Source organism: Pseudomonas sp. GW821-FHT01E10 (assembly GCF_059422365.1).
Genome location: NZ_JBWKWT010000004.1, coordinates 111,503 through 134,249 on the forward strand (window position 1 = coordinate 111,503; position 22,747 = coordinate 134,249).

24 protein-coding genes are annotated in these 22,747 nt (G+C 61.3%); 8 read left to right on the plus strand and 16 right to left on the minus strand.

Annotated elements, in window-relative coordinates; genetic code table 11:
* Positions 1-47: 47 nt before the first annotated feature.
* Positions 48-1,142, minus strand: coding sequence for a DUF1615 domain-containing protein (locus AC07V0_RS09715; RefSeq protein ID WP_064618944.1), 1,095 nt, complete (start codon positions 1,140-1,142; stop codon positions 48-50).
* Positions 1,143-1,319: 177 nt separating this feature from the next.
* Here AC07V0_RS09715 and AC07V0_RS09720 point away from each other — a divergent pair, with 177 nt between their 5' ends.
* Positions 1,320-2,849, plus strand: a complete 1,530-nt coding sequence (locus AC07V0_RS09720) for an FAD-dependent monooxygenase (protein WP_495019549.1) — start codon at positions 1,320-1,322, stop codon at positions 2,847-2,849.
* Between the two features lie 15 nt (positions 2,850-2,864).
* Here AC07V0_RS09720 and hemB read toward each other — a convergent pair whose 3' ends face one another.
* The 3 genes from hemB to AC07V0_RS09735 form a co-directional block, all read right to left on the minus strand.
* Positions 2,865-3,839: a porphobilinogen synthase gene (gene hemB, locus AC07V0_RS09725; RefSeq protein WP_018925389.1), complete on the minus strand. Its 975-nt coding sequence runs from the start codon at positions 3,837-3,839 to the stop codon at positions 2,865-2,867.
* 139 nt (positions 3,840-3,978) lie between these two features.
* Positions 3,979-4,821, minus strand: a complete 843-nt coding sequence (locus AC07V0_RS09730) for a PhzF family phenazine biosynthesis protein (protein ID WP_064618953.1) — start codon at positions 4,819-4,821, stop codon at positions 3,979-3,981.
* A 23-nt stretch (positions 4,822-4,844) separates the two neighbouring features.
* The gene (locus AC07V0_RS09735; RefSeq protein WP_086945077.1) at positions 4,845-5,552 is read right to left on the minus strand and encodes a glutathione binding-like protein; all 708 of its coding nucleotides are present in this window, start codon (positions 5,550-5,552) and stop codon (positions 4,845-4,847) included.
* A gap of 307 nt (positions 5,553-5,859) precedes the next feature.
* On the opposite strand from AC07V0_RS09735, the gene AC07V0_RS09740 reads away from it, so the two are divergent.
* The gene (locus AC07V0_RS09740; protein WP_086945078.1) at positions 5,860-6,534 is read left to right on the plus strand and encodes a histidine phosphatase family protein; all 675 of its coding nucleotides are present in this window, start codon (positions 5,860-5,862) and stop codon (positions 6,532-6,534) included.
* A gap of 63 nt (positions 6,535-6,597) precedes the next feature.
* Here the strand turns inward: AC07V0_RS09740 and mnmH are convergent, their stop codons facing one another.
* Together mnmH and selD are read right to left on the minus strand one after the other, a co-directional pair.
* Positions 6,598-7,701: a tRNA 2-selenouridine(34) synthase MnmH gene (mnmH, locus tag AC07V0_RS09745; RefSeq protein WP_064618962.1), complete on the minus strand. Its 1,104-nt coding sequence runs from the start codon at positions 7,699-7,701 to the stop codon at positions 6,598-6,600.
* A complete protein-coding gene (gene selD / locus AC07V0_RS09750) occupies positions 7,701-8,735 on the minus strand; it encodes a selenide, water dikinase SelD (protein ID WP_018925384.1) in 1,035 nt (344 codons plus the stop codon). Before selD ends, mnmH begins: the two co-directional genes overlap by 1 nt.
* A gap of 308 nt (positions 8,736-9,043) precedes the next feature.
* Here selD and AC07V0_RS09755 point away from each other — a divergent pair, with 308 nt between their 5' ends.
* Both AC07V0_RS09755 and AC07V0_RS09760 read left to right on the plus strand, forming a co-directional pair.
* Positions 9,044-10,000: a nucleoside-specific channel-forming protein Tsx gene (locus tag AC07V0_RS09755; RefSeq protein ID WP_086945079.1), complete on the plus strand. Its 957-nt coding sequence runs from the start codon at positions 9,044-9,046 to the stop codon at positions 9,998-10,000.
* A 24-nt stretch (positions 10,001-10,024) separates the two neighbouring features.
* On the plus strand, positions 10,025-11,059 hold the full coding sequence (locus AC07V0_RS09760; protein ID WP_086945080.1) for a purine-nucleoside phosphorylase: 1,035 nt from the start codon (positions 10,025-10,027) through the stop codon (positions 11,057-11,059).
* A gap of 93 nt (positions 11,060-11,152) precedes the next feature.
* Here the strand turns inward: AC07V0_RS09760 and AC07V0_RS09765 are convergent, their stop codons facing one another.
* From AC07V0_RS09765 to AC07V0_RS09775, 3 genes are all read right to left on the minus strand, one after another.
* Positions 11,153-12,109, minus strand: coding sequence for a quinone oxidoreductase family protein (locus tag AC07V0_RS09765; protein ID WP_018925381.1), 957 nt, complete (start codon positions 12,107-12,109; stop codon positions 11,153-11,155).
* A 29-nt stretch (positions 12,110-12,138) separates the two neighbouring features.
* Entirely contained in the window at positions 12,139-12,312 is a 174-nt protein-coding gene (locus AC07V0_RS09770; RefSeq protein ID WP_007933035.1) for a DUF1427 family protein, read from the minus strand.
* A 96-nt stretch (positions 12,313-12,408) separates the two neighbouring features.
* Entirely contained in the window at positions 12,409-13,197 is a 789-nt protein-coding gene (locus AC07V0_RS09775) for an AraC family transcriptional regulator (protein ID WP_086945081.1), read from the minus strand.
* A gap of 145 nt (positions 13,198-13,342) precedes the next feature.
* Between AC07V0_RS09775 and AC07V0_RS09780 the strand changes: the two genes are divergently transcribed.
* Positions 13,343-13,570 carry a DUF6555 family protein gene (locus AC07V0_RS09780; protein WP_086945082.1) on the plus strand — a complete coding sequence of 76 codons (228 nt, stop codon included), beginning with the start codon at positions 13,343-13,345 and terminating at the stop codon, positions 13,568-13,570.
* Between the two features lie 72 nt (positions 13,571-13,642).
* On the opposite strand, the gene AC07V0_RS09785 is transcribed toward AC07V0_RS09780, so the two are convergent.
* From AC07V0_RS09785 to AC07V0_RS09815, 7 genes are all read right to left on the minus strand, one after another.
* Positions 13,643-13,801 carry a metallothionein gene (locus AC07V0_RS09785; RefSeq protein ID WP_086945083.1) on the minus strand — a complete coding sequence of 53 codons (159 nt, stop codon included), beginning with the start codon at positions 13,799-13,801 and terminating at the stop codon, positions 13,643-13,645.
* Positions 13,802-14,009: 208 nt separating this feature from the next.
* Positions 14,010-15,692 (minus strand): methyl-accepting chemotaxis protein CtpM, encoded by a 1,683-nt coding sequence (gene ctpM / locus AC07V0_RS09790; RefSeq protein ID WP_064618971.1) that lies wholly within the window; start codon positions 15,690-15,692, stop codon positions 14,010-14,012.
* A gap of 91 nt (positions 15,693-15,783) precedes the next feature.
* On the minus strand, positions 15,784-17,100 hold the full coding sequence (locus AC07V0_RS09795; protein ID WP_173861189.1) for a Na+/H+ antiporter family protein: 1,317 nt from the start codon (positions 17,098-17,100) through the stop codon (positions 15,784-15,786).
* 193 nt (positions 17,101-17,293) lie between these two features.
* Positions 17,294-18,607, minus strand: a complete 1,314-nt coding sequence (locus AC07V0_RS09800; RefSeq protein WP_019579967.1) for a sensor histidine kinase — start codon at positions 18,605-18,607, stop codon at positions 17,294-17,296.
* A complete protein-coding gene (locus AC07V0_RS09805) occupies positions 18,604-19,272 on the minus strand; it encodes a response regulator transcription factor (protein ID WP_018925374.1) in 669 nt (222 codons plus the stop codon). The genes AC07V0_RS09800 and AC07V0_RS09805 overlap by 4 nt, the downstream gene beginning before the upstream one ends.
* A gap of 3 nt (positions 19,273-19,275) precedes the next feature.
* Positions 19,276-19,581 carry a PepSY domain-containing protein gene (locus tag AC07V0_RS09810; RefSeq protein WP_018925373.1) on the minus strand — a complete coding sequence of 102 codons (306 nt, stop codon included), beginning with the start codon at positions 19,579-19,581 and terminating at the stop codon, positions 19,276-19,278.
* A complete protein-coding gene (locus AC07V0_RS09815; RefSeq protein WP_018925372.1) occupies positions 19,581-19,889 on the minus strand; it encodes a PepSY domain-containing protein in 309 nt (102 codons plus the stop codon). The genes AC07V0_RS09810 and AC07V0_RS09815 overlap by 1 nt, the downstream gene beginning before the upstream one ends.
* Before the next feature lie 279 nt (positions 19,890-20,168).
* On the opposite strand from AC07V0_RS09815, the gene AC07V0_RS09820 reads away from it, so the two are divergent.
* The 3 genes from AC07V0_RS09820 (at position 20,169) to AC07V0_RS09830 (ending at position 22,633) form a co-directional block, all read left to right on the plus strand.
* Positions 20,169-21,248: a patatin-like phospholipase domain-containing protein gene (locus AC07V0_RS09820; protein WP_086945086.1), complete on the plus strand. Its 1,080-nt coding sequence runs from the start codon at positions 20,169-20,171 to the stop codon at positions 21,246-21,248.
* 85 nt (positions 21,249-21,333) lie between these two features.
* Complete coding sequence (gene queD / locus AC07V0_RS09825; RefSeq protein WP_007933061.1) at positions 21,334-21,690, plus strand: 6-carboxytetrahydropterin synthase QueD; 357 nt, start codon at positions 21,334-21,336, stop codon at positions 21,688-21,690.
* A 112-nt stretch (positions 21,691-21,802) separates the two neighbouring features.
* Positions 21,803-22,633 carry an alpha/beta fold hydrolase gene (locus AC07V0_RS09830; RefSeq protein ID WP_086945087.1) on the plus strand — a complete coding sequence of 277 codons (831 nt, stop codon included), beginning with the start codon at positions 21,803-21,805 and terminating at the stop codon, positions 22,631-22,633.
* Positions 22,634-22,747 lie beyond the last annotated feature (114 nt).

The window sequence follows — 22,747 nt, forward strand, 5'->3', positions numbered from 1 at the left end:
AGATGCCAAAGACTGCGCACGAACCATGTGGGAGCGAGCTTGCCCGGTTACCCTCCCGCGCGCTTCATACAGCGCTGATAGCGCTCGTCGACCCGCTTGGCAAACCACGCCGTGGTGAGTTTTCGGGTGATTTTCGGGCTTTGCAGCACGATCCCCGGCAACACCGCCCGGGGTAATGGCCGGCCTTCGGCCTGTTCGGCCAAAGCGAAGACGCGTTGATAGAGCGTGGTGTCCTCGAACTGAAGACTTTTGCCCTCCTCCAGTTGATCCCGAATGGTCGGGTTGCGCATGTCCAATTGCTTGCCAAGGGTGCGCACCGCCAGTTCCGTGGTGCCGGGCATGATCGAGTCGTAGCGCACCAGGTCGCCATCCAGCGCCAGCGGGATACCCGTCGCACGACTGACCGCGTTCTGAAACGCCGCATTGCGGCTGGCGTACCAACCGGCGTTGAAATCGGCGAAGCGATACAGCGGCTGCTGATAGCTCACCGGATAGCCGAGCAAGTGGGCGATACCGAAATACAGGCCACCGCGACGGGTGAACACTTCGTGACGAATCGAGCCGTTCACCGGGTAGGGATAATCCCGCACATGCTGCTCGGCAAAGTCGATGCTGACCTGCATCGGCCCGCCGGTGTGCACCGGGTTGAAGCCACCGAACAAGGTCCGGCCCATGGGCACCATGCCGATGAAGTCATCGAAAATCTCGCTGAGCTCTTTTTCGCTGCGCACGGCATTCAGCCGGTCGCTGTAGCTTTTGCCGTTGGGTGAACGCACCTGCAAGGCACCGCTGACCAGCAAGCCGGGGATGTGGGCCTTATCGGCGCGGCGGTCGATTTCATCCCGGGCGATCTTGCCCAGGCCTGGCACCAGCGGGTCAGCCTGAAACGTCGACTCCTGCTCAGCGACCGCGAGTACCGAACACAGGTTTTGCGTGGTCGGCGAAATCTTTTGCGCGGCAAATGCTGCGTAGATGTCCGTGGCCCAGCCCTGACGGTCGACCGTTTTGGCCGGCAGCAGGCTGACGATCTCGGCCTTGACCTCGGCAGGCTTGCGGGCCGGCGGTTCCTGAGGGCGCTGAGTGCCGCAACCGGCCAGTACCAACAGCGCGGCCACGCTCATGATCAATCGATTGGCTTGCATGGTGCTCCATCAAATCCGTTGAGCCGGGTTAACCATACGATCAATGGCATGGCGCAGGCTATGACTATCCCGCCCTCTCCCTGTTCCGTAGCAACTCGTTCGCCGTAGCAGCTGTCGAGCCTGCGAGTGCCCCCCGGTTGAACCATACTTGATCCACACACCGAGGAGGACAGGCTCATGAACCGTAGCGACGTGCTGATCATCGGCGCCGGCCCGACCGGGCTGGTCCTGGCACTGTGGCTGAGCAAGCTGGGGATTGGGGTGCGGATTATCGACAAGACCTCGGCCCCCGGTACTACCTCACGCGCGTTGGCAGTACAGGCCCGAACGCTGGAGCTGTATCGCCAGCTCGACCTCAGCGACGCCGTGGTGCAGAACGGCCATAAAGTGTGCGCCGCGAATTTCTGGGTCGAGGGCGAACCGGTCGCACACCTGCCGCTGAGCGCCATCGGCGAGGGGTTGACGCCCTATGCGTTCCTGGAAATCTATCCGCAAGACGAGCATGAACAACTGCTGATCGAACGCCTGGAGACCTTTGGCATTACGGTGGAGCGCAACACCGAATTGCACAGTTTCGAGGAAACTGGCGATGGCATCACCGCAACGCTGCGCTTGCCCGATGGCCAGCAGCAAACCTGCCAGGCCTGCTACCTCGCTGGCTGCGACGGCGCCCGCTCGATCGTGCGCAAATCCCTGGACACCGATTTTCCGGGGGGCACCTACCAACAGATTTTCTACGTGGCGGATGTGCAGGCCCGCGGCCCGACGTTCAACGGTGAATTGCATGTGGACCTCGACGAAGCCGACTTTCTCGCCATTTTTCCTTTGTCCAGCGAAGGTCGCGCCCGACTGATCGGCACGGTTCGCGACGAACGCGCCGAGCGCGCCGAAACCCTCCAGTTTGCAGACGTCAGCAGGCGGGCCATCGAGAATTTAAAGGTGCAGATCGATCAGGTGAACTGGTTCTCGACCTACCGCGTGCATCACCGGGTAGCGGATCACTTTCGTACCGGACGCGCGTTTCTGTTGGGTGACGCCGCCCATGTCCACAGCCCGGCGGGTGGCCAGGGCATGAACACCGGGATTGGCGACGCGATCAATCTGGCCTGGAAGCTCGCGGCGGTGTTAAGCGGCAGCGCCACGGCCAAACTGCTCGACAGTTATGAAACCGAACGCATCGCCTTTGCCCAGCGCCTGGTGGCCACCACTGATCGGGTGTTCAATTTTGTCACGGCCGATGGGCCAATTGCCGACGTAATGCGCATGCGCGTGGCGCCCTTTTTGATCCCGAAAATGATCTCGTTCGAGGCCGTCCGGGAGTTCCTGTTTCGCACGGTGTCACAGACCACCCTCAACTATCGCGGCATGCCGTTGAGTGAGGGCGTTACCGGCCATATTCACGGCGGTGATCGCCTGCCCTGGGCCCACGACGATGAAGGGGACAACTTCGAATCGCTGAAATACCTGACCTGGCAGGTGCATGTGTATGGCGAAACCAGCGACGAGATGATCGCCTGGTGCAGCGCGCATCACCTGCCGTTGCAGGTGTTCGACTGGCGACCGGTGTTTGAAACCGTGGGACTGGCGCGCAACGGGTTTTACCTGCTGCGCCCCGATACCTATGTGGCGATCGCCGATTACAGCGCCGATCCGAAGGTGATCGAACGGTATTTCCGCGATCATGGGATACGGCCTTATATCACCTGAAGATCTTTTGATTTGTTAGATCCCGGCCAGGGCCAGGTCCATTGCGAAGTAGGTGAAGATCAAATCCGCCCCCGCCCTTTTGATCGCCCCCAGACTCTCACGCACGACGCGATCTTCATCGATCGCCCCAGCCTGGGCGGCGAATTTGATCATCGCGTATTCACCGCTCACCTGATACGCCGACAACGGCAGACGCGAGGCTTCGCGGATGTCGCGGATGATGTCCAGGTACGCGCCGGCCGGCTTGACCATCAGCGCGTCGGCGCCTTCCTGTTCGTCCAGCAACGACTCACGCACCGCTTCACGACGGTTCATCGGGTTCATCTGATAGCTTTTGCGGTCACCCTTGAGCGCACTGCCGCCGGCTTCGCGGAACGGGCCATAAAGCGCCGAGGCGAATTTGGTCGAATAGGCCATGATCGCCGTCTGGCTGAAACCCGCCGCATCGAGCGCCCGGCGAATCGCCTGGACCTGCCCGTCCATCGCCGCCGACGGCGCGATCACATCGGCGCCGGCCCGGGCGGCGGCCACGGCTTGTTTGCCGAGGTTGATCAGGGTCTGGTCGTTATCGACTTCGTGCTGGTGCAACACGCCGCAATGGCCGTGGTCGGTGTACTCACAAAAACAGGTGTCGGACATCACGATCATTTCCGGCACGGCGTTTTTGGCGATGCGCGACATGCGCGACACCAGGCCGTTATCGTTCCAGGTGTCGCTGCCGTTGCTGTCCAGATGATGAGACACGCCGAAGGTCATCACCGACTTGATCCCGGCCCGGGCGTAACGCTCAATCTCGCCGGCCAGTTTCGACTCGGGAATGCGCATCACCCCGGGCATGCTCTTGATCGGCACGAAATCGTCGATCTCTTCCTCGACGAAAATCGGCAGCACCAGGTCATTCAAGCTGAACTCGGTTTCCTGGAACAGGCTGCGCAGGCTCGCATTGCGGCGCAGACGGCGTGGACGTGCTTCGGGGAACTGACTGGACATGGACCTTCCTGAAGAGACGAAATTCGTAGGGCGCAGAGCTTATGCCCTGCAAGGTGCGGGACACAAACCTCGATCGCTCAAGACAACGTTACCGCGACGGCAACAATCGCCCGCATCGAATACCGCCTGCTCTCACAGGTTAGATCGTCAGCGTTCCGGCAATGCACGTCACGACAGCACCACCAATCCAAATCTCATCTCCCACCTGCTCCACCCGAATCCGCCCGGCGCGGCCCATGGTCAGGCCCTGACTGACGACATAAGATGCCGGGGCCAGCCCTTCGCTGAGCAACCATTGAGCGATTCCGGCGTTCAGGCTGCCGGTGGCCGGGTCTTCCGGCATGCCGTCGCCGGAGATGAATGCACGCACTTCGAACTGCGCCTCAGCACCATCGCGCTCGGGGTGCCATGGCGCGATGACACCGACGGCGAGGCCGAGCATCTGTGCATGATCCGGCTGCAAGTCCAGAATCTGCTGGCGGTCCTCGACCATCACCGCCAGCCAACCGGCACCGTTGTCGACCCATTGCGTGCGCACAATCGCTCCCGGCGCCAATCCGAGGCCCAGCCGTACACGCTCGACCAGCCCGGCGTCCACCGGGCCGGACCTGAGCAACGGTGGCGCGAGAAACGCCAGCTCCGCCCCCTGCCGACGCACTCGCACCAACCCGGCACCGCATTCCTGAATGATCTCCTCGCCTTTGGGCACCCCACCGGCCTCGAGCCAGGCATGGCAGGTGCCCAGCGTCGGATGACCGGCGAACGGCAACTCTTGCAGGGTGGTGAAGATGCGTACCCGATAGTCGGCCCGGGGGTCTCGAGGTTCGAGCACGAAAGTGGTTTCGCTGAGGTTGGTCCAGTTCGCGAACGCCGCCATGCGTTCATCGCTGAGCTTGTCTGCGCCGAACACCACCGCCAGCGCGTTGCCCTTGAGCACGACGTGGCTGAAGACATCTACTTGCTTGAAATCGAATGAGCTCATTGCCTGCCTTGGTGATGAGGGATTCAAAGGGATTGCTTGGGGATTTCCAGCCCACGAATCACCGCCGGCCTTGCCAGGAAACGCTCCAGCACGCGAGTGACATTGGGGAAATTCTGTATGCCGACCAGATCACCGGCCTCGTAGAAGCCGATCAGGTTACGCACCCACGGAAAAGTCGCGATGTCGGCAATGGTGTAGCGCTCGCCCATGATCCAGTCGCGCCCTTGCAGACGGCCATCGAGGACCTTGAGCAAGCGCTTGCTTTCGTCGACGTAACGATCACGGGGACGCTTGTCTTCGTAGTCCTTGCCGGCGAATTTGTTGAAAAAGCCGAGCTGGCCGAACATCGGCCCGATACCGCCCATCTGAAACATCAGCCACTGAAGGGTCTCGTAACGCGCTGCCGACTCCTGGGCCAGCAGTTGCCCGCTCTTGTCGGCGAGGTAAATCAGAATCGCCCCGGACTCGAACAGCGCCAGCGGTTGGTCGCCCGGGCCGTGGGGGTCGAGGATCGCCGGAATCTTGTTGTTGGGGTTCAGCGACAGAAACTCAGGGGACAGCTGATCCTGGGTGTCGAAGCTCACACGATGCGGCTCGTAGGGCAGCCCGATCTCTTCGAGCATGATCGAAACCTTGACGCCATTGGGCGTTGGCAAGGAATAGAGCTGGATCCACTCCGGGTACTGGGCCGGCCATTTTCGAGTGATGGGGAATGCAGACAAATCGGTCATCGGGAGCTTCCACGGGAAAGTCGGAGTGAAGATCATAAGGGGGACGGGGCTAACATGTGTACTGTGCCCATCAATCCGAAACATCCTGTCGATAACCTTCCCCCCAATCCGTTCAAGGTTGCCGCTAAAGTGCCAGGCACCTGGCCCGGATCGAAGCTCGAATCGAACCAAAAGGGCTTCAGCGGACTCTGAGCATTGCCCTGTTAGAAATGGACCGGGTCAACGACATGGCAAACACCCTATGCTAGGCACTTGAGGTGTCAAGGTTTGTCGGCCTTAACCAAATGCGCTGAAGATTACCTATTCGATGATGAATCCTTTGAAACTCACCAACCGCTTCAAACATCGCGCTTATATCTTCCTGCCCGCTCTGTTGGCGGCCAGCGCGTTGTTTTTGTCACTGGAGTCCAGTGTAAGCCGCGCCCAACCGGTGGACGGTACACAGACGCTGGTGTTTTTGCGTCACGCGGAAAAACCGGCCGGCGGCCTGGGTCAGCTCAATTGTCAGGGACTGAACCGCGCCATCGACCTGGCCACCTTGCTGCCGGAAAAATTCGGCAAGGCCAACTACGTGTTTGCCGCCAACCCGACGCGCAATGTAGAGGAAGGCGAACTGGATAATTCCTACAGTTACATTCGCCCCCTGATGACCATCAGCCCCAGCGCGATCAAGCTCGGCTTGCCGGTGAACATCGAATTTTCGGCCAACGACACCAGCGACCTGGCCGATGAACTGCTTCGCGACAAGTATCACAACTCGATCATCTATACCGCCTGGTCTCATGGCTACCTGCCCGAGCTGATCAACAAGGTCGCCGGGGAAGCCGTCGGCTCAGAACAGCGCATCACCGATGACTGGGCATCCAGCGACTATGACTCGCTGTACGTGCTCACGCTGACCTGGCACAACGGCAAGGCCAGCCTGCAGAGCCACCTCTATAAGCAAGGGCTCAATAACGGCCCGGAGACTTGTCCGACGTAAGCGGTCGGGCACCTGCCAGGCCTCATCGCGAGCAGGCTCGCGAAGGGGCCAGTAAAAACAACATCACCCCCGCTGCTTACCCCGCTCCCGCAAATATTCGAGAACCGCCCCCCGATCCCCGACAAACTCGATCCGCGCCCCCTTCTTCTCCCGCTGAAACACATACATCGGGTCGTAATACTCACACAGCAACCCTTCGATCCAGCCCCGGTGCAAATCCACCGCGCCGCTATTGGCCTGTTCCGCCAGCGCATCCTCCATCAAGGTCAGCATCCGCCGATGACGTTCGCCGCCCAGGCGTTTCTGGACATTGTTCAGGCTCGCCAACATCCGCTCGGAAAACAGCGCGAAGCCTTCATCGCCATACACCTCGGTGAACTCGGCGCATAAATCCACCACGTAATCGCGCAGGATCCGCTCGACGCGCCCTTCCAGGCTGTCTTCCAGCCAGACCATCGGAAACTGCTGCATGCCCTGATACAGCGGCAACGGCAGCGCACAACTGCCGATCGCGCGGCTCTCGTCTTCGAGCACAAACTGCTCGATACCGCTGGCACGCTTTTTCAGCACGTCCACGGCCAGGCGGTTTTCAAAGTCGATGTTGGAGGGTTGGCCGGTGGCGCGTTTGCCGAAGCTGGAGCCGCGATGATGGGCATGACCTTCAAGGTCCAGCGCGTTGCTCAATTGCGTGAGCACCTCGGTCTTGCCGGTGCCGGTCATGCCGCCCAGCAAAACGAAATCGCACTGGGCAACGGCCTGGTCGAGCGTGTCGAGCAAGAAGGTGCGCATGGCCTTGTAGCCGCCACCGACCCGCGGATAGTCGATGCCCGCTTCGTCCTTGAGCCACTGCTGGGTGATCTGCGAACGCAGCCCACCGCGAAAACAATACAAATAACCATCCGGATGCGCCCGGGCAAAATCGGCCCAGGCCTGGATACGCTCGGCCTTGGTCGCGCCGGCCACCAATTGATGCCCCAGCGTGATGGCTGCTTGCTGACCGTGTTGCTTGTAGCAAGTGCCGACCCGTTGCCGCTCGTGGTCATTCATCAGCGGCAGGTTGACCACACCAGGGAATGAGCCCTTGAGGAATTCGATCGGCGCGCGCACATCCATCATCGGCCGGTCGTTGAGGAAGATGTCGCGGTAATCGGTGAAGTCTCTGGACATCAAACCACCTCAACCGCGTGGGTCTGTCGCTCAACCAGTTCGCCGATCGGCTGAAGGGCCAGCCCAAGTTCGGCCGCCACCGCCAGGAACGCTGCGTCGCCTTCGGGCTTGACCGCAATCAGCAAACCGCCGCTGGTCTGCGGGTCGCAGAGCACGCGTTTGTGCAACTCCTGGAGCCGACCGACCTTGCTGGCGTAGCTGTCGAAATTGCGCAGTGTGCCGCCGGGCACGCAGCCCTGATCGAGGTAATACTCGACGCCCGGCAGGCGCGGCACACGGTCATAGCCGATGCGGGCGGTCACGTTGCTGCCGTCGGCCATTTCCACCAGATGCCCGAGCAGGCCGAAACCGGTGACGTCAGTCATTGCGGTCACGCCATCGAGCTTGCCAAAACGGCTTCCGGGTTTGTTCAGGGTGCACATCCAGTCGCGGGCCAGGCCGATGTCGGCATTGCGCAACTTGCCCTTTTTCTCGGCGGTGGTGAGGATGCCGATGCCCAAGGGTTTGGTGAGATAGAGCAGGCATCCGGCGGTGGCAGTGTCGTTGCGCTTCATGTGGCGCTTTTCCACCAGTCCGGTCACGGCCAGGCCGAAGATCGGCTCAGGTGCGTCGATGGAATGGCCGCCGGCCAGGGGGATTCCCGCTTCATCGCAGACCGACCGCCCGCCGCGAATCACTTCCCGGGCAATCTCCGGCGCCAGCACATTGACCGGCCAGCCGAGGATCGCAATCGCCATCAACGGATCGCCGCCCATGGCGTAAATGTCGCTGATGGCGTTGGTGGCGGCGATACGGCCGAAATCGAACGGATCGTCGACGATCGGCATAAAGAAGTCAGTGGTCGACACCACGCCGCGCTCTTCATCGATGGCATACACCGCCGCGTCATCGCGCGAGGCGTTGCCAACCCAGAGTTTCGGGTCCAGGTTCTGCGCCCCGCTGCCGGCCAGAATCACCTCCAGCACCTGGGGCGAAATCTTGCAGCCGCAACCTGCGCCGTGGCTGTATTGGGTCAGACGTATCGGCTCGCTCATGGGATGCACCTTGTGAAGTCAATGGCGAGGATTCTACAGCAACCCCATTTGGCAGAAGCCGCGTAAGAACGATCTTTGTGCAGCGAAACTCACTTTGGTGCATTCAGCTCCCCCGCCTTTCCCCCGCCCCTCGAAATCCTTGACCAAAAGGACAGCAAAACCGCCAATTCCTCCGGCTTTTCAGCGCATTGCGAAAATTGGTATAGCTTATGCAAACGTTTGCGAGCCGCCGATACCGGCCTGTTCGCCACTTAAACCGCACAAGCCCGCACCACCGGGGCTTCGATCCGCACGAAAAGGGACTTTTAATGCATTGCACCCCCAGTCGCGTGACTTGCTCGCGCACGTTTGCTGTTTCCTTGCTGTTGGCCAGCGTTACAGGACTACTCAGCAGCTCCGCGCTGGCCCAACCGGCCACCACCGAAGAGTCCGCCCAGGGCGAAGCCCTCAGTCCTGAAGCCAACCCACCAAAAAAAGGCGCGTACCTGTCGGACTGGTTCAATCAGGACCTGACCGTCATCGGCAGCAAGGACATCAGTTTCGGCCCGCAACCGGCCGACGACATCTACTTGGAATACGAGTACTTCGGCCGCAAGGGGCCGTTCGAGTTGTACGGCTACATCGACATTCCGAAGATCTTCGACATCGGCAACAGCCATGACAAAGGCGTATGGGACCACGGCTCGCCAGTGTTCATGGAGCACGAACCGCGGATTTCCATCGACTACCTCTCCGGCCGCAGCCTGGCCGTCGGGCCGTTCAAGGAATGGTACGTGGCGTTCGACTGGATCTACGACCACGGCAGCAACCGCGCCAACCGCGCCAACACGCTGTACAGCGGCCTCGGCACCGACATCGACACCCATTCGCGGGTCAACCTGTCGGCCAACTTCTACGGTCGCTACCAGTGGGAAAACTACGGCGCCAGTAACGAGTATTCGTGGGACGGCTACCGTGCCCAGCTCAAATACATCGTGCCCATCAGCAGTTTCAGCAACGGCGCTTCGTTGACCTACATCGGTTTCACCAACTTCGACTTCGGCTCCGATCTGCACAAGGACAACCCGGCCCGCACCGCCAATGCCACCGTGGCCACCAACGTGTTGCTCTACGCCTTCACCCACTTGCGTTTCACCCTGGTCGGCCGTTACTTCCACAACGGCGGCAACTGGGAGGACGGCAGTGAGTTGAATTTCGGCGACGGCGACTTCCGCGCCCGTTCCAACGGCTGGGGTTACTACGCCGGTGTCGGCTATCAGTTTTAAGGCTCATTTGAATCAGGAGGTTTTATGAAAGCAATGACGCGTCTTTCCCTGTCTGTCGGTTTTGCGGCAAGCACCCTGCTCTCTTCCTCTGCCTGGGCGGTAGAAGCGCCGATCCAGCCGAAAGTGATGCTGATCACCATGTTCGCTCCCGAGGCGCAGAACTGGATCGATCGCCTGGAACTCAAGCAGGAAGTGCGAGTACCGGGCCTCTCCGCCGAGTACCCGAACATTCGCTGCAACATCGAACAGGTATGCCTGATGGTCACCGGCATGGGCCAGACCAATGCGGCGGCCTCAACCCTGGCCCTGGCGCTGTCGCCAAAATTCGACCTGCGCAAAAGTTACTTCCTGATCGCCGGGATTGCCGGCATCAGCCCGAAACACGGGACCATCGGCACCACCGCGTGGGCGCACTACCTGGTGGAGTTCGGCACCCAGTGGGAACTGGACTCCCGGGACGCGCCGAAAGACTGGCCGACCGGTTACCTGGGCATCAACACCAAAGGCCCGAACGAAAAACCACCGCTGGATTACAAGACCGAAGTCTTCGAACTCAACCCAAAGCTGCAGGCCAAGGCCTTCGCCCTGAGCCACAAGGTCGAGCTGAGCGAGAGCAAGGAGTCGGCGGCGTGGCGCTTGAAGTATCCGTCGGCCCCGGCCAATCAGCCGCCGGTGGTGACGCAGTGCGACACGCTGGCGGGCAATACCTGGTTTTCCGGGACGCGCTTGAGTGAGCGGGCGGAAGTCTGGACAAAATTGCTGACCAACAACGAAGGTGTCTACTGCACCACTCAGCAGGAAGACAACTCCACCTACGAGGCACTGTTGCGGGCCAGTCGCGAAGGTCTGGTGGATGTCCGCCGTTTGGCGGTGGTACGCGCCGGTTCCGACTTCGACCGGCCCGCGCCGGGCCAGAGCGAGGTGGATAACCTGCTCAAATACGCCGATCAGGGCGGGTTTGTGCCGGCACTGGAGAACCTGTACCGCACGGGGAATCCGTTGGTGCAGGAGATTTTAAAGAATTGGTCGGCTTGGGAGAAAGGCGTGCCTGAGGTTTGAGTTCGGCTTGAGGACGCTTTCGCGGGCAAGCCTCGCTCCTACGGTTCGAAATCGACACCAACCTGTAGGAGCGAGGCTTGCCCGCGAAGCTCTTTACGGCAACAAAATCACCTTGTCGCCACTGCCCTGATTCACCTCGGCATACCGTTCCAGCCCCTCGGCCAACGGCGATTCAACTAGCCCTTCCGGCAACGGCAACAGGCCCTGATCGAAAAAGCTTCCGAACTGTTCGAGCATCGCCGCACACGCCTGAACCCCGTACAGCAACGAATTGATCCCTACCACCGAACCGCCCTTGCGATACAGCGCCAGGGCCGGCAATTGCACATGCCCATCCGCCGGCGCGGCGATGATTGCGATGCGACCGAACGCGGCCAGCGCCGGGACCGAGGCCGGTAGCCAGAAACCGGTGGTGTCGAAGATCACGTCGGCACCGCCGGCATACACGGCGTTGACCTGTGCGCCCAGGTCCTCAGGCTTATCCAGTTGCAGCGTCTGATAACCCTGAGCCTGCAAATCCTTGACCTGCTCCGGCCGCCGCGCCGCCGCCAGCACTTGGGCGCCCCGGACTTTGGCCAGCGCCAATGCTGCGCTGCCCACCGCCCCGCCGCCGATCACCAACAACCGCGTTCCGGTCGTGACAAGACTGCGCTCCAGCGCATCCCACGCCGTGGTGTACGGCACACCGAGGCTGGCAGCCTGGGCAAAGCTCAGATGCGTCGGCTTCAGCGCCACGCCATTGGCCGGCAGTTTGACGAATTGCGCGTGGGAACCGTCGGCAAAGAAGCCCAGCTCCCGGCCGGTGCCCCAGACTTCCTGGCCGATCAGCGCCTGCGGGCCTTCGACGACGATACCGGCGAAATCACGCCCGGGAATCCGCGGCAATGTGGTGTAGGGAAAGCGCCCCAGTACGTTTTTCACATCGCTGGGATTGAGGCCCGCCGCCTTGATCTGGACCAGCACTTCGTCAGCGCCGGGAACGGGGGTGGGCACCTCAACGTAGCGCAGGGCCGAGAGGTCGCCGGTTTTGTCGAATTGCAGTGCTTTCATGGGCATTTCCACCAAATGGATAAGAGGTTTCAGGAGATCCAGCCCGCCACCAGTTGCCGACCCAAGGGCCACAACTGCTCACCGGCAAGCATGCCCAGCAGGCCCACCAGCGCGATGGCCGGCGGTGCGGGGGAACGAAAATCCAGCGCGCCATAGAGCAGGCCGACGCCCAGACCGATACCCAACGAGATAAGGTAGTTCATGACAGACTCCGTGGCATAAGAGGGTATGCGCAGAGTCTAGAGAGAGGTCGCCACGGACGTCGGCCAAGTACTTCTGAATGTCGGCCAAAGCGCTTTTTACGCAGCGCCGCCCCGTTGCTGGCTCACGCAAAACTGCGAAGGCGCGACACCCAGTTCCCGGCGGAACATGTCGCTGAAGCTGCTCGGCGAATAACCCAGTTCCCGGGCTATCGCACTGACCGGTACGCCCTGAATCAATTCGGCCGCCGCGGTCGCCAGTTGCACCTGCCGCCGCCATTCGGCGAAGCCCATGCCCAAACCGTCCTTGAACAACCGCGCCAGGGTACGCACGCTGGCACCGGCATTTTCGGCGTGCTGCTCGAAGGGAATGTCCAGCGACGGTGAGGCCATGACCGCCTGGCACAGGTTCATCAGCCGCCGGTCGGAATCGTCCGGTAGCGGTATTTTCAGCAATGAGCGCCGGGCGCGCTTGAGCTCCAGCAAGGCCAGGCCGACCAGCGCGTCGTAGTAATCCGGGGCACCGTCGTCGCCCTGCTCCACCAACCCGACGATCAGTTCGCGCAGCAAGCCGCCGACTTCAATCACTTGCACACTGTCGTCCAGTGTCGCCGCCAATGACGGCCGCAGGTAGATGTTGCGCATCTGCAAGTCAGAGACCACGCGAATCCCGTGCGGCACACCCGGCGGCAGCCAGACCGCCCGTTGCGGCGGCACCACCAGTGCTTCATTGGGCGTCTCGACCCACATCACGCCGCTCATCGCGTACAGCAACTGGCCCCACGCATGTTCGTGAGGCTCGATATACAACCCACGTGGGTAAGTACGCGCCAGCGGTTGCACGGGCACATCGGTATCGCTTAAATCAGGGGGGGCGGCCTTGGCCATAGGCTAGGATCATTAGGGGACGGAAAGGCTCCATGGTAGCGAGGCGTGCGACGTGTCGCCAGTCGCTGTAACCGACTGACAATCCGACGGAATTTTTCGCGCGCCTCACGATCCTTCTATAACAACAGGGAGGAATACAGGCTTTATGAACAACGCAAAGCTTTTCGTCATTGAATACACACTTCATGGCAAGCCCAAGTCTTTCATCATCCGCCAGGACAAAATGGACAACGCAGAAGCCTGGCACTGGGCCAGTTGCGATGCCGGCGTAGGCCGGATCCCTCGTTTTGGCCGTGAGCGGGTGCAAAAGACCAGCAAACCTGTGGCGGAAAAATTCGGCGTCGAGAACGTGACCTGGCGGCCGACGAGTTGAACGTTGAACGGGAGGGTGAATATTCGAACTGAAAGTGGAGCCGCAGCGGCTCCACTTTTTTTGGATGAGCGGTCAGTGCTTAGCGCACTTGCAGCCTTTGGTGGAACATTCTTCGCCGTGTTCGTGATGTTTGGCGCAGCCTTCGCAGCAATAGTGCTTGCCGTGACGCACGATGGGGTGATCGCCCAGTTTGCAGGAGCATTTCGGGCAGTCGCAGGTACCGTCGTTCATGAGTCTGACTCCATGGTTAGGGTCGTCCGGGTGCCGCGGGTGCGCGGCACCTGAAGCAAATGACCGCCCGTTGCGGAAACCGGTTCAAACAGATGCCTGGACGGAGTTTGCTTACTATTGAGGGTAGTCGCGATGTGGCTCCCCCGTAGCAGCAGCCTCGCGGGCTCGGCAGCTGCTGCAGATCGCAAAACGCTCTCAGCGACATCAATCAAATACGGAATTGCCCGACCAATTGCCCCAGGCGCTGACCGAGATCGGCCAGGCTGCGCGAGGTTTGCGCACCGCGCTGGGTCTCGTCGGCGACGCTGTCTACCGCCACGGCGATCTGGTGCACGCTGCGGTTGATCTCTTCGGCCACGGCGGTTTGCTCTTCGGCGGCGCTGGCAATCTGCGCGTTCATCGAGTTGATGGTGCCGATCAACTGGGCCATGGCGTCCAGCGACGCCCCGGCCTCGTTGGCCTGGGCCGACGTGCCGTCGCCGGCCTCGCTGGAGCGGCGCATGGACTCGACCGCCGATTGGGTGCCGGCCTGCAAGCGGTCGATCATGCCCTGGATTTCCTGGGTGCTGATTTGCGTGCGACTGGCCAGCGCCCGCACTTCGTCGGCGACCACCGCAAAACCACGTCCGGCCTCACCGGCGCGGGCCGCTTCAATGGCGGCGTTGAGCGCCAGCAGGTTGGTCTGCTCGGCAATCGAACGGATCACCCCGAGCACGCTGACAATCGACGACACGTCTTTCTGCAGGCTGTCGAGGGACACGCCGCTGCTGCGAATGTCGTTCACCAGTGCATGAATCTTCACGATGCTGCCGGCCACCACGCGCTTGGCGGCCTGGCCTTCTTCGTCGGTCTGCTGGGCAGCGACCGCGGCGTTTTGCGCGCTCTTGGCCACTTCCTGGGCCGCCGCCGACATTTGGTTGATCGCCGTGGCCACCTGATCGGTCTCGTGACGCTGGCGCTCCATGGCCTGATCCGAGCGTTGGGCCTGATCGGAAACCTGATTCACCAGCCCGGTCAGTTGCGAGGTCATTTCGGTGATCTGCCGCACCAGGCTGTGGATCTTGTCGACGAAACGGTTGAACGAGCCGGCCAGTTCGCCGAGTTCATCCTGGCTGGTGATGGTCAGGCGCCGGGTCAGGTCGCCCTCGCCCGCCGCGATGTCGTCGAGGTTGGCTTTCATCAGGTTCAGCGGACGCAGAATGGTATTGGCCAGCAGCATCCCGGCCGCGGCGATCACCAACAGCACCAGCACGGCAATCCCGACAATGCTCAGCACCACGCCTTGCATGCGTTCCTGGACCTTGATCTCGACCAGCGCCACTTGCGCTTCAATGCCGTCGAGGTTGACCGAGGTGCCGACCGCCATGTCCCACTTCGACAGATATTCGGTGTAGCCGAGCTTGGGCACCTGTACTTGGGTATTACCAGGCAGTGGCGAGCTGTATTGCAGGTAGTGGGTCCCGTCCTTGGCGACTTTCACCAGGTCGCGGTTAACGTAGATGCCGTTCGGGTCGCGGTTGTCCTTGAAGCTCTGGCCCACGCCTTCGGGGCTGTTGGCCTTGAACAGGCGCACGGTGTTGGAGTCGTAGCCGAAGAAGTAGCCGTCCTTGCCGTAGGTGATACTCGACAGCAACTTGATCACCTGCGCCCGCGCCGCGTCATCGCCGGGAGCGGCCGCGTCGTAGAGCGGTTTGATCGCGGTCATGGCCACGGCAACGTAGCTTTGCAGGGTTGCCTTGGCATCGCTGAGCAGGCGCTGACGGGTTTCCTCGACTTCCTTGCGGGCCTGTTCCTGCAGAATGAACAGCGTGGTCAGGCTGATGACCAGCGCAAAGAGCAACACCGGGAGGACGGCAAGGGACAGGACTTTGGCCTTCAGGCTCATGCGCATGACGTTCACTCTTTTGATTTTATTGGCGTGGTTAAAGGCTATAACGGCACGCCAGATCAAAAGTTGAACGCGGTCCCACAAGGTAGAGTGGTTACAGAACCATCGCCGCCACCCAACCGAACGCCAGCAACGGCAGGTTGTAGTGCAGGAAGGTCGGGACCACGGTGTCCCAGATGTGGTGATGCTGGCCGTCGATGTTCAGACCGGAGGTCGGGCCCAGGGTCGAGTCCGACGCCGGTGAACCGGCATCGCCCAGCGCGCCGGCCGTGCCGACGATGCACACGATGGCGATCGGGCTGAAGCCCAGTTGCACGCACAACGGCACGAAAATCGCCGCCAGAATCGGTACGGTGGAAAACGACGAGCCGATGCCCATGGTCACCAACAGGCCCACCAGCAGCATCAACAGCGCCCCGATGCCTTTGCTGTGGTCGATCCACGAGGCCGAGGACTCCACCAGTGTCTGCACATGACCGGTGGCTTTCATCACTTCAGCAAAACCGGATGCGGCGATCATGATGAAGCCGATCATCGCCATCATCTTCATGCCTTCGGTGAACAGGTCGTCGGTTTCACGCCACTTGACGATGCCCGACGCCGAAAAGATCAGAAAGCCCACCAGCGCCCCGATAATCATCGAGTCCAGCAACAGCTGAATAATGAACGCCACGATAATCGCCAGACCGGCGACCATCAGGCTCAAGGGGTTGTACTGCACCGCGACCTGTTCGACTTGCTCGATCTTTTCCAGGTCGTAAACGCGCTTCTTGCGGTAGCTGATGAAGGCTGCCGCGAGGCCAAACACCATGCCCAGCGCCGGAATGCCCATGGCATGGGTGACGTTGATGCCACTGATGTCCACCCCGCTACGGGCGACGTTGGCCAACAGGATTTCATTGAGGAAGATGTTGCCGAAGCCCACCGGCAGGAACATGTACGGCGTGATCAGCCCGAAGGTCATCACGCAGGCGATCAACCGCCGGTCCAGTTGCAGTTTGGTCAGCACATATAAAAGAGGCGGCACCAGCAACGGGATAAACGCGATATGAATCGGCAAAATGTTCTGCGAGGCGATGGCCACCACCCAGAGCAGGCCGATCAGCAGCCATTTGACATTGCCGCCGCCGTTGGTGTGCTGGCGATCGACCATGGCCAGGGCTTTGTCCGCCAGGGCGTGGGCCAGGCCGGACTTGGCGATGGCCACGGCGAACGCGCCGAGCAAGGCGTAGGACAACGCCACTGTCGCCCCGCCGCCGAGGCCGCTGTTGAAGGCTTTGAGGGTCGCATCGATCCCCAGGCCACCGGTCAAACCACCGACCAGCGCGCCCACAATCAGCGCGATTACCACATGCACGCGGGACAGGCTGAGTATCAGCATGATGCCGACCGCGGCAATTACTGCATTAATCATCGTTACCTCAAGGCAAGCGGAAAGAGTCCGTCCGGCAGTGCGCACAAGCGCCGCCAGCGGATTGAAGAGAGGGTTTTATTAGAGGGCGCGCACTGTGCCGCAGCATCGTCCCCTTGTCAAAGCGAACGGCTATTGCCGATATTTAACGGATTGCGCTCCCACAGGGTTATGGGTTGGCTTCCGCTCTGTGTCAGCGTTTGGGCAGTTCGATCATCACTTTCAACCCGCCCCACTCGCTTTCCTCCAGCCTCAACACCCCGCCCCACGTGTCGACGATGTCGCGCACGATGCCCAATCCCAATCCATGCCCATCGGTCTGTTCATCAAGCCGTGTACCGCGGCTGAACACCTGGTCACGCTGGTCTTCGGGAATCCCCGGCCCATCGTCTTCCACGCTCAACTGAAAACTTTCAGCCGTTTCAACCACGCTTAACCGAACCTCGGCATCCGCCCATTTGCAGGCGTTGTCCAGCAGGTTGCCCAGCAACTCCAGCAGATCTTCGCGATCCCACGGCAGTTGCAAACCGGCCGGTGCGCGGTAGCTCAGGTCGAGGTGTTCACCGTGAATCATGCTCAGCGTGGCCAGTAACCCCGGCAGCTCGGCATCGCAATCAAACAACGCACCCGGCAGCGCATCGCCGGACAACCGGGCGCGGTTGAGTTCGCGATTGAGTCGCTGCTGGACCTGCTCCAGTTGCGCTTGAATCACCTTGCGCAGCTGCGGGTGCGCATCGAGCTTCTCGCTGGAAGCCAGGCTCAACAACACCGCCAACGGGGTTTTCAACGCATGCCCCAAGTTGCCCAAGGCATTGCGCGAGCGCTTGAGGCTGTCTTCGGTGTGGGCCAGCAAATGGTTGATCTGCGCCACCAGCGGTTCCAGCTCCACCGGCACGGCTTCGTCGAGTTGCGAACGCTGGCCCTGCTGCAACTGGGCGATTTGCTCGCGGGCCTTTTCCAGCGGGCGCAAGGCGCGGCGCACGGTGATCCGTTGCAACAGCAAAATCAGCAACAGCCCCGCCAGCCCCAACCCGAGACCGACTTGTTGCATGCGACAGAAACTCTCGCGCACCGGCGTGTAGTCCTGAGCGACGCTGATGGAAATCGCCTGGCCCAGCCGCCGGTAGTCCGAACGCAGCACCAGCAACTGCTGCCCTTCCGGCCCCAGTTGCAGGTTGCTGTTCAGGCCCGGGTGTTCGAGCCGCGGCAGGTCCTGATCCCATAACGAGCGGGAGCGCCAATGGCTGTCGGCAAAGTCGATACGAAAATAGTGCCCGGAAAACGGGCGCTGATAGGCCGGCGACAGATGGCGCTCATCCAGCTGCAACCCCTGCGGGCCACGCACCAGCGCCACCAGCAGGTTTTCACTGTCGTTGCGCAACCCGGCTTCGAGGTAGCGCTGCAAACCCATTTCGAACAGCCACAGGCTGGTTTGCGCCAGCACCAGGCCGACGATCACCATCACGCTGATCAGGCCCAGGCTCAAGCGACGCTGGATCGACCTCACTGGGCTTGCCCGCCGAACAGGTAACCCTGACCGCGACGGGTTTCGATCACGCTGCGGCCGAGCTTGCGGCGCAGGTGATTGACGTGGACTTCTAGCACGTTGGAGTCGCGCTCGGTTTCACCGTCGTAGAGGTGTTCGGCGAGGTGGCTTTTGGAAAGGATCTGTTCGGGGTGCAGCATGAAATAGCGCAGCAGGCGAAATTCGGCGGCGGTGAGCTGGATGTCGGCGCCGTCGCGGGTCACGCACTGGCGACCTTCATCCAGGTGCAGCCCGGCGGCCTTGAGTGTCGGCTGATTGGCCTGGCCGTGGGAGCGGCGCAACAAGGCCTGAATGCGCAGGTGCAGTTCTTCCGGGTGGAAGGGTTTGCTCAGGTAATCGTCGGCGCCGGCCTTGAGGCCTTCGATCCGCTCGGCCCAGGAACCGCGTGCGGTGAGAATCAGCACCGGCGTGGCCAGGCCACCGGCCCGCCACTGCGCCAGCACCTCAAGCCCCGGCAAACCCGGCAGGCCGAGGTCGAGGATGATCAGGTCATAAGGCTCGCTGCTGCCCTGGTACACCGCATCGCGGCCGTCGGCCAGCCAGTCCACGGCGTAGCCTTGCCGATTGAGGCCGGCCATCAATTCGTCGGCCAGCGGCACGTGGTCTTCCACCAGGAGCAAACGCATCGATCAATCTTCCTTGTCTTTCAGCACGTGGCCGGTGGTGGCATCGACGTCCAGCTCGCGCACCACGCCTTCGGCGGTCAGCAGCTCGACTTCATAAACATAGACGTCGTGTTTTTCTTCAAGCTCGGCTTCCAGCAACTTGGCCCCGGGATAGCGGTCCAGCGCTTGCTGCAAGAGCTGCTCCAGCGGCAGGATCACGCCCTGTTGGCGCAGGCGCAGGGCTTCGTCCTGATCCAGGTCGCGGGCCACGGCCACCGAGCAAAAAGCCAGAAGCACCAGCGCCATGCTTGAAAATGAAAGCACCTTCATTACGTATCCTGATGATCCCTGAGAACCTGCCCGCTGACCGCATCCAATTCCATATCCCACTCAATGCCTTGCGGGTCGCGCAGTTCCATCTGGTATTTGTACTTGCCGTACTCTTCTGCAAGCTCGGTGCCGGTGATGGTCGAGCCGGGGTGTTTGGCCAGAGCGGTGGCGTTGAGCTTCTCGAAAGACACAATGGTACCAGCGTCGTGCAGTCTCAGGGTTTCGTCGGGGCCCAGGTCGCGGGCATGAGCGAGGCTGGCGGTCAGGCAGATGAGGGACGCGGTGAACAGGGCAGTCAGGATTTTCATGGGGTGGCTCCGTATTTTCTTATGTGTTGCCGACGGCGCGACCTTAGCGATTCGAACTTAACTGAAACTGAATTGCCATCATTGGGAATAGCTTACGCATAAGCCGGAGCTGCCGAAGGCTCGGGCCGCGATCGGACGATCTTTTGATTTGGATTTTTTGCGTGCATGACGCAGCCAAAGATCAAAGCATCGCAGCCTTCGGCAGCCCCTGCATTGATCGGGGACAATCGCAGCCCAAGAGGTGCTTATAATCCCTGCTTGCCAGACATCGAGACCGGTATGACCGCTATCCACATCAAGTTCCCTTCCCTGACCCTCAAGGCCGGCCCGCGCGCTCTGGCGCGCATCCGTGCCAACGGCTTGAACGCTGCCGATGTGGGCACGTTGCCGGGCGCCGCCGGTGGCCCGAAAGCGCTGGGGATTCAGGGTCTGGACCTGGCGCTGTTTGGCGAATGGCTGCCGGCGGCGCCCCGGGAGCGTTCGCTGATCGGCGCCTCGGTGGGTTCCTGGCGGTTCGCCAGCGCCTGCCTGCCGGATGCCGCCGAAGGCATCCGCCGCCTCGGTCATCTGTACACCGAGCAGAACTTCGCCAAAGGCGTGACCATGGCGCAGATCAGCCAGAGCTCCCGACGCATGCTCGATGACTTGCTCGACGGCCGCGATGCTTCGATTCTGGATAACGCCCACTACCGCCTGAACATCATGGTGGTCAAAAGCCACGGCCTGTTGGCGGGCGATCATCGCGGCCGGTTGGGGCTGGGCCTGTCGTCGGTGATCGCCGACAACCTGCGCGGTCGCGCACGGCTGTCGCGGCATTTCGAGCGGCTGATCATCCACGACCCGCGCCTGACGCCACCGGTCAACACGCTGAACGACTTCCCGTCGCGCTTCATCTCACTGAATGCCGGCAACCTGCGCCAGGCCCTGCTGGCCTCGGGTTCGATCCCGATGGTCATGCAAGGCGTGCGCGACTTGCCGGGGGCCGGCGCGGGGACGTTCCGTGATGGTGGTCTGCTGGACTATCACCTCGACCTGCCCTACAGCGGCAACGACATCGTGCTGTATCCGCATTTCACCGACCGGGTGATCCCCGGCTGGTTCGACAAGACGCTGCCATGGCGCCGCGCCTGCCCTGAGCGCTTGCAGGATGTTCTGCTGCTGGCACCGTCGAAGGAATACCTGGCACGCCTGCCCTACGGCAAGCTGCCGGACCGTAACGACTTCAAGCGCTTCATGGGCGATGCCCCGAGCCGACAGAAGTATTGGCGCGCAACGATGGATGAAAGCCGTCGCCTGGGCGATGAATTCCTTGAACTGACCGCCAACGGTCGCCTCGGCGAGCGCTTGCTGACCCTTTAGTCAGTGTTTTGCCCGGAGCTCTGGTAAACTCGCCACCTGCCCACATCGCCGCGGCGATCGCCACCTGAAAGAGCTGAACATCACTGTGGAAATATTCAAAGAGTTTACCTTCGAATCCGCCCATCGCCTGCCCCACGTACCGGACGGCCACAAGTGCGGCCGCCTTCACGGTCATTCGTTCAAAGTGGCGATTCACCTGAGCGGCGACCTCGATCCGCACACCGGCTGGATCCGCGATTTCTCGGAAATCAAAGAGATCTTCAAGCCGCTCTACGAGCGCCTCGATCACAATTACCTGAACGACATTCCCGGCCTGGAAAACCCGACCAGCGAAGTGCTGGCCAAGTGGATCTGGAATGAGTTGAAGCCGTTGTTGCCGGAACTCAGCGCGATCCGCATCCACGAAACCTGCACCAGCGGTTGCATCTATCGCGGCGAGTAAACGTAAATCCCACAAGGAGAATGCGTTTCGTCAGTGATATGAAAAACAGCCTTCAATGGCTGTTTTTTTATGCCTATGCTTTTGGGCTCGCACACGCCAAGAGGACGCACCCATGACTGACTGGCCGCTGGCTCAGACCTATCGCTTCAACGGGCACTCCGTTCGCTACGCCGTGCGTGGCGACGGCCCGCCGCTGGTGTTCGTGCATGGCACGCCCTTCTCTTCTCATGTGTGGCACCGGATCGCGCCGCACTTCATCACCTCGCACCGGGTGTATTACTTCGATTTGCTGGGTTACGGGCAGTCCGCACAGCCAGACGGCGATGTGTCGCTGGGCGTACAGAACCAACTGTTGGCGCAATTGCTGGAGCACTGGGGCCTGGAACGGCCAGACGTGGTAGCCCACGATTTCGGCGGCGCCACTGTGTTGCGCGCGCATCTGCTCAATGGCAAGGATTACCGCAGCCTGACGCTGATTGACCCGGTGGCGCTGTCGCCCTGGGGTTCGCCGTTCGTGCAGCATGTGCGTCAGCATGAAGCGGCGTTCAGCGGGCTGCCTGATTACATTCAACGGGCGATTGTGCCGACCTATATTCGTGGCGCGATCAAGCGCGAGATTTCCGATCAGGAGCTGGCGCCTTACGTGCAGCCCTGGCTGGGTGATCCGGGGCAAGCGGCGTTCTATCGGCAGATCGCGCAGATGGATGAGCGTTATACCCGCGAGATCGAAACGCTGTACCCGACGATTCGCTGCCCGGTGCAGATTCTCTGGGGGGAAGACGATCAGTGGATTCCCATTGAACGCGGGCGGGCGTTGCATCAGATGATTGCGGGGTCGCAGTTTCATCCCGTTGCGAATGCCGGGCATCTGGTGCAGGAGGATGCACCGGAGGCGATCATGGCGGCGATATTGCGGTTTTTGCCGTTGGCACAGAACGCCTGAGCGACGGAGACCCTGTGGCGAGGGGGCTTGTCGGAACGCCGCATCGCCCCGTTGGGTCGCGAAGCGGCCCCAAAATCTCTGAGATACCAAAGATCTTGTGAGCGCTACGCACTC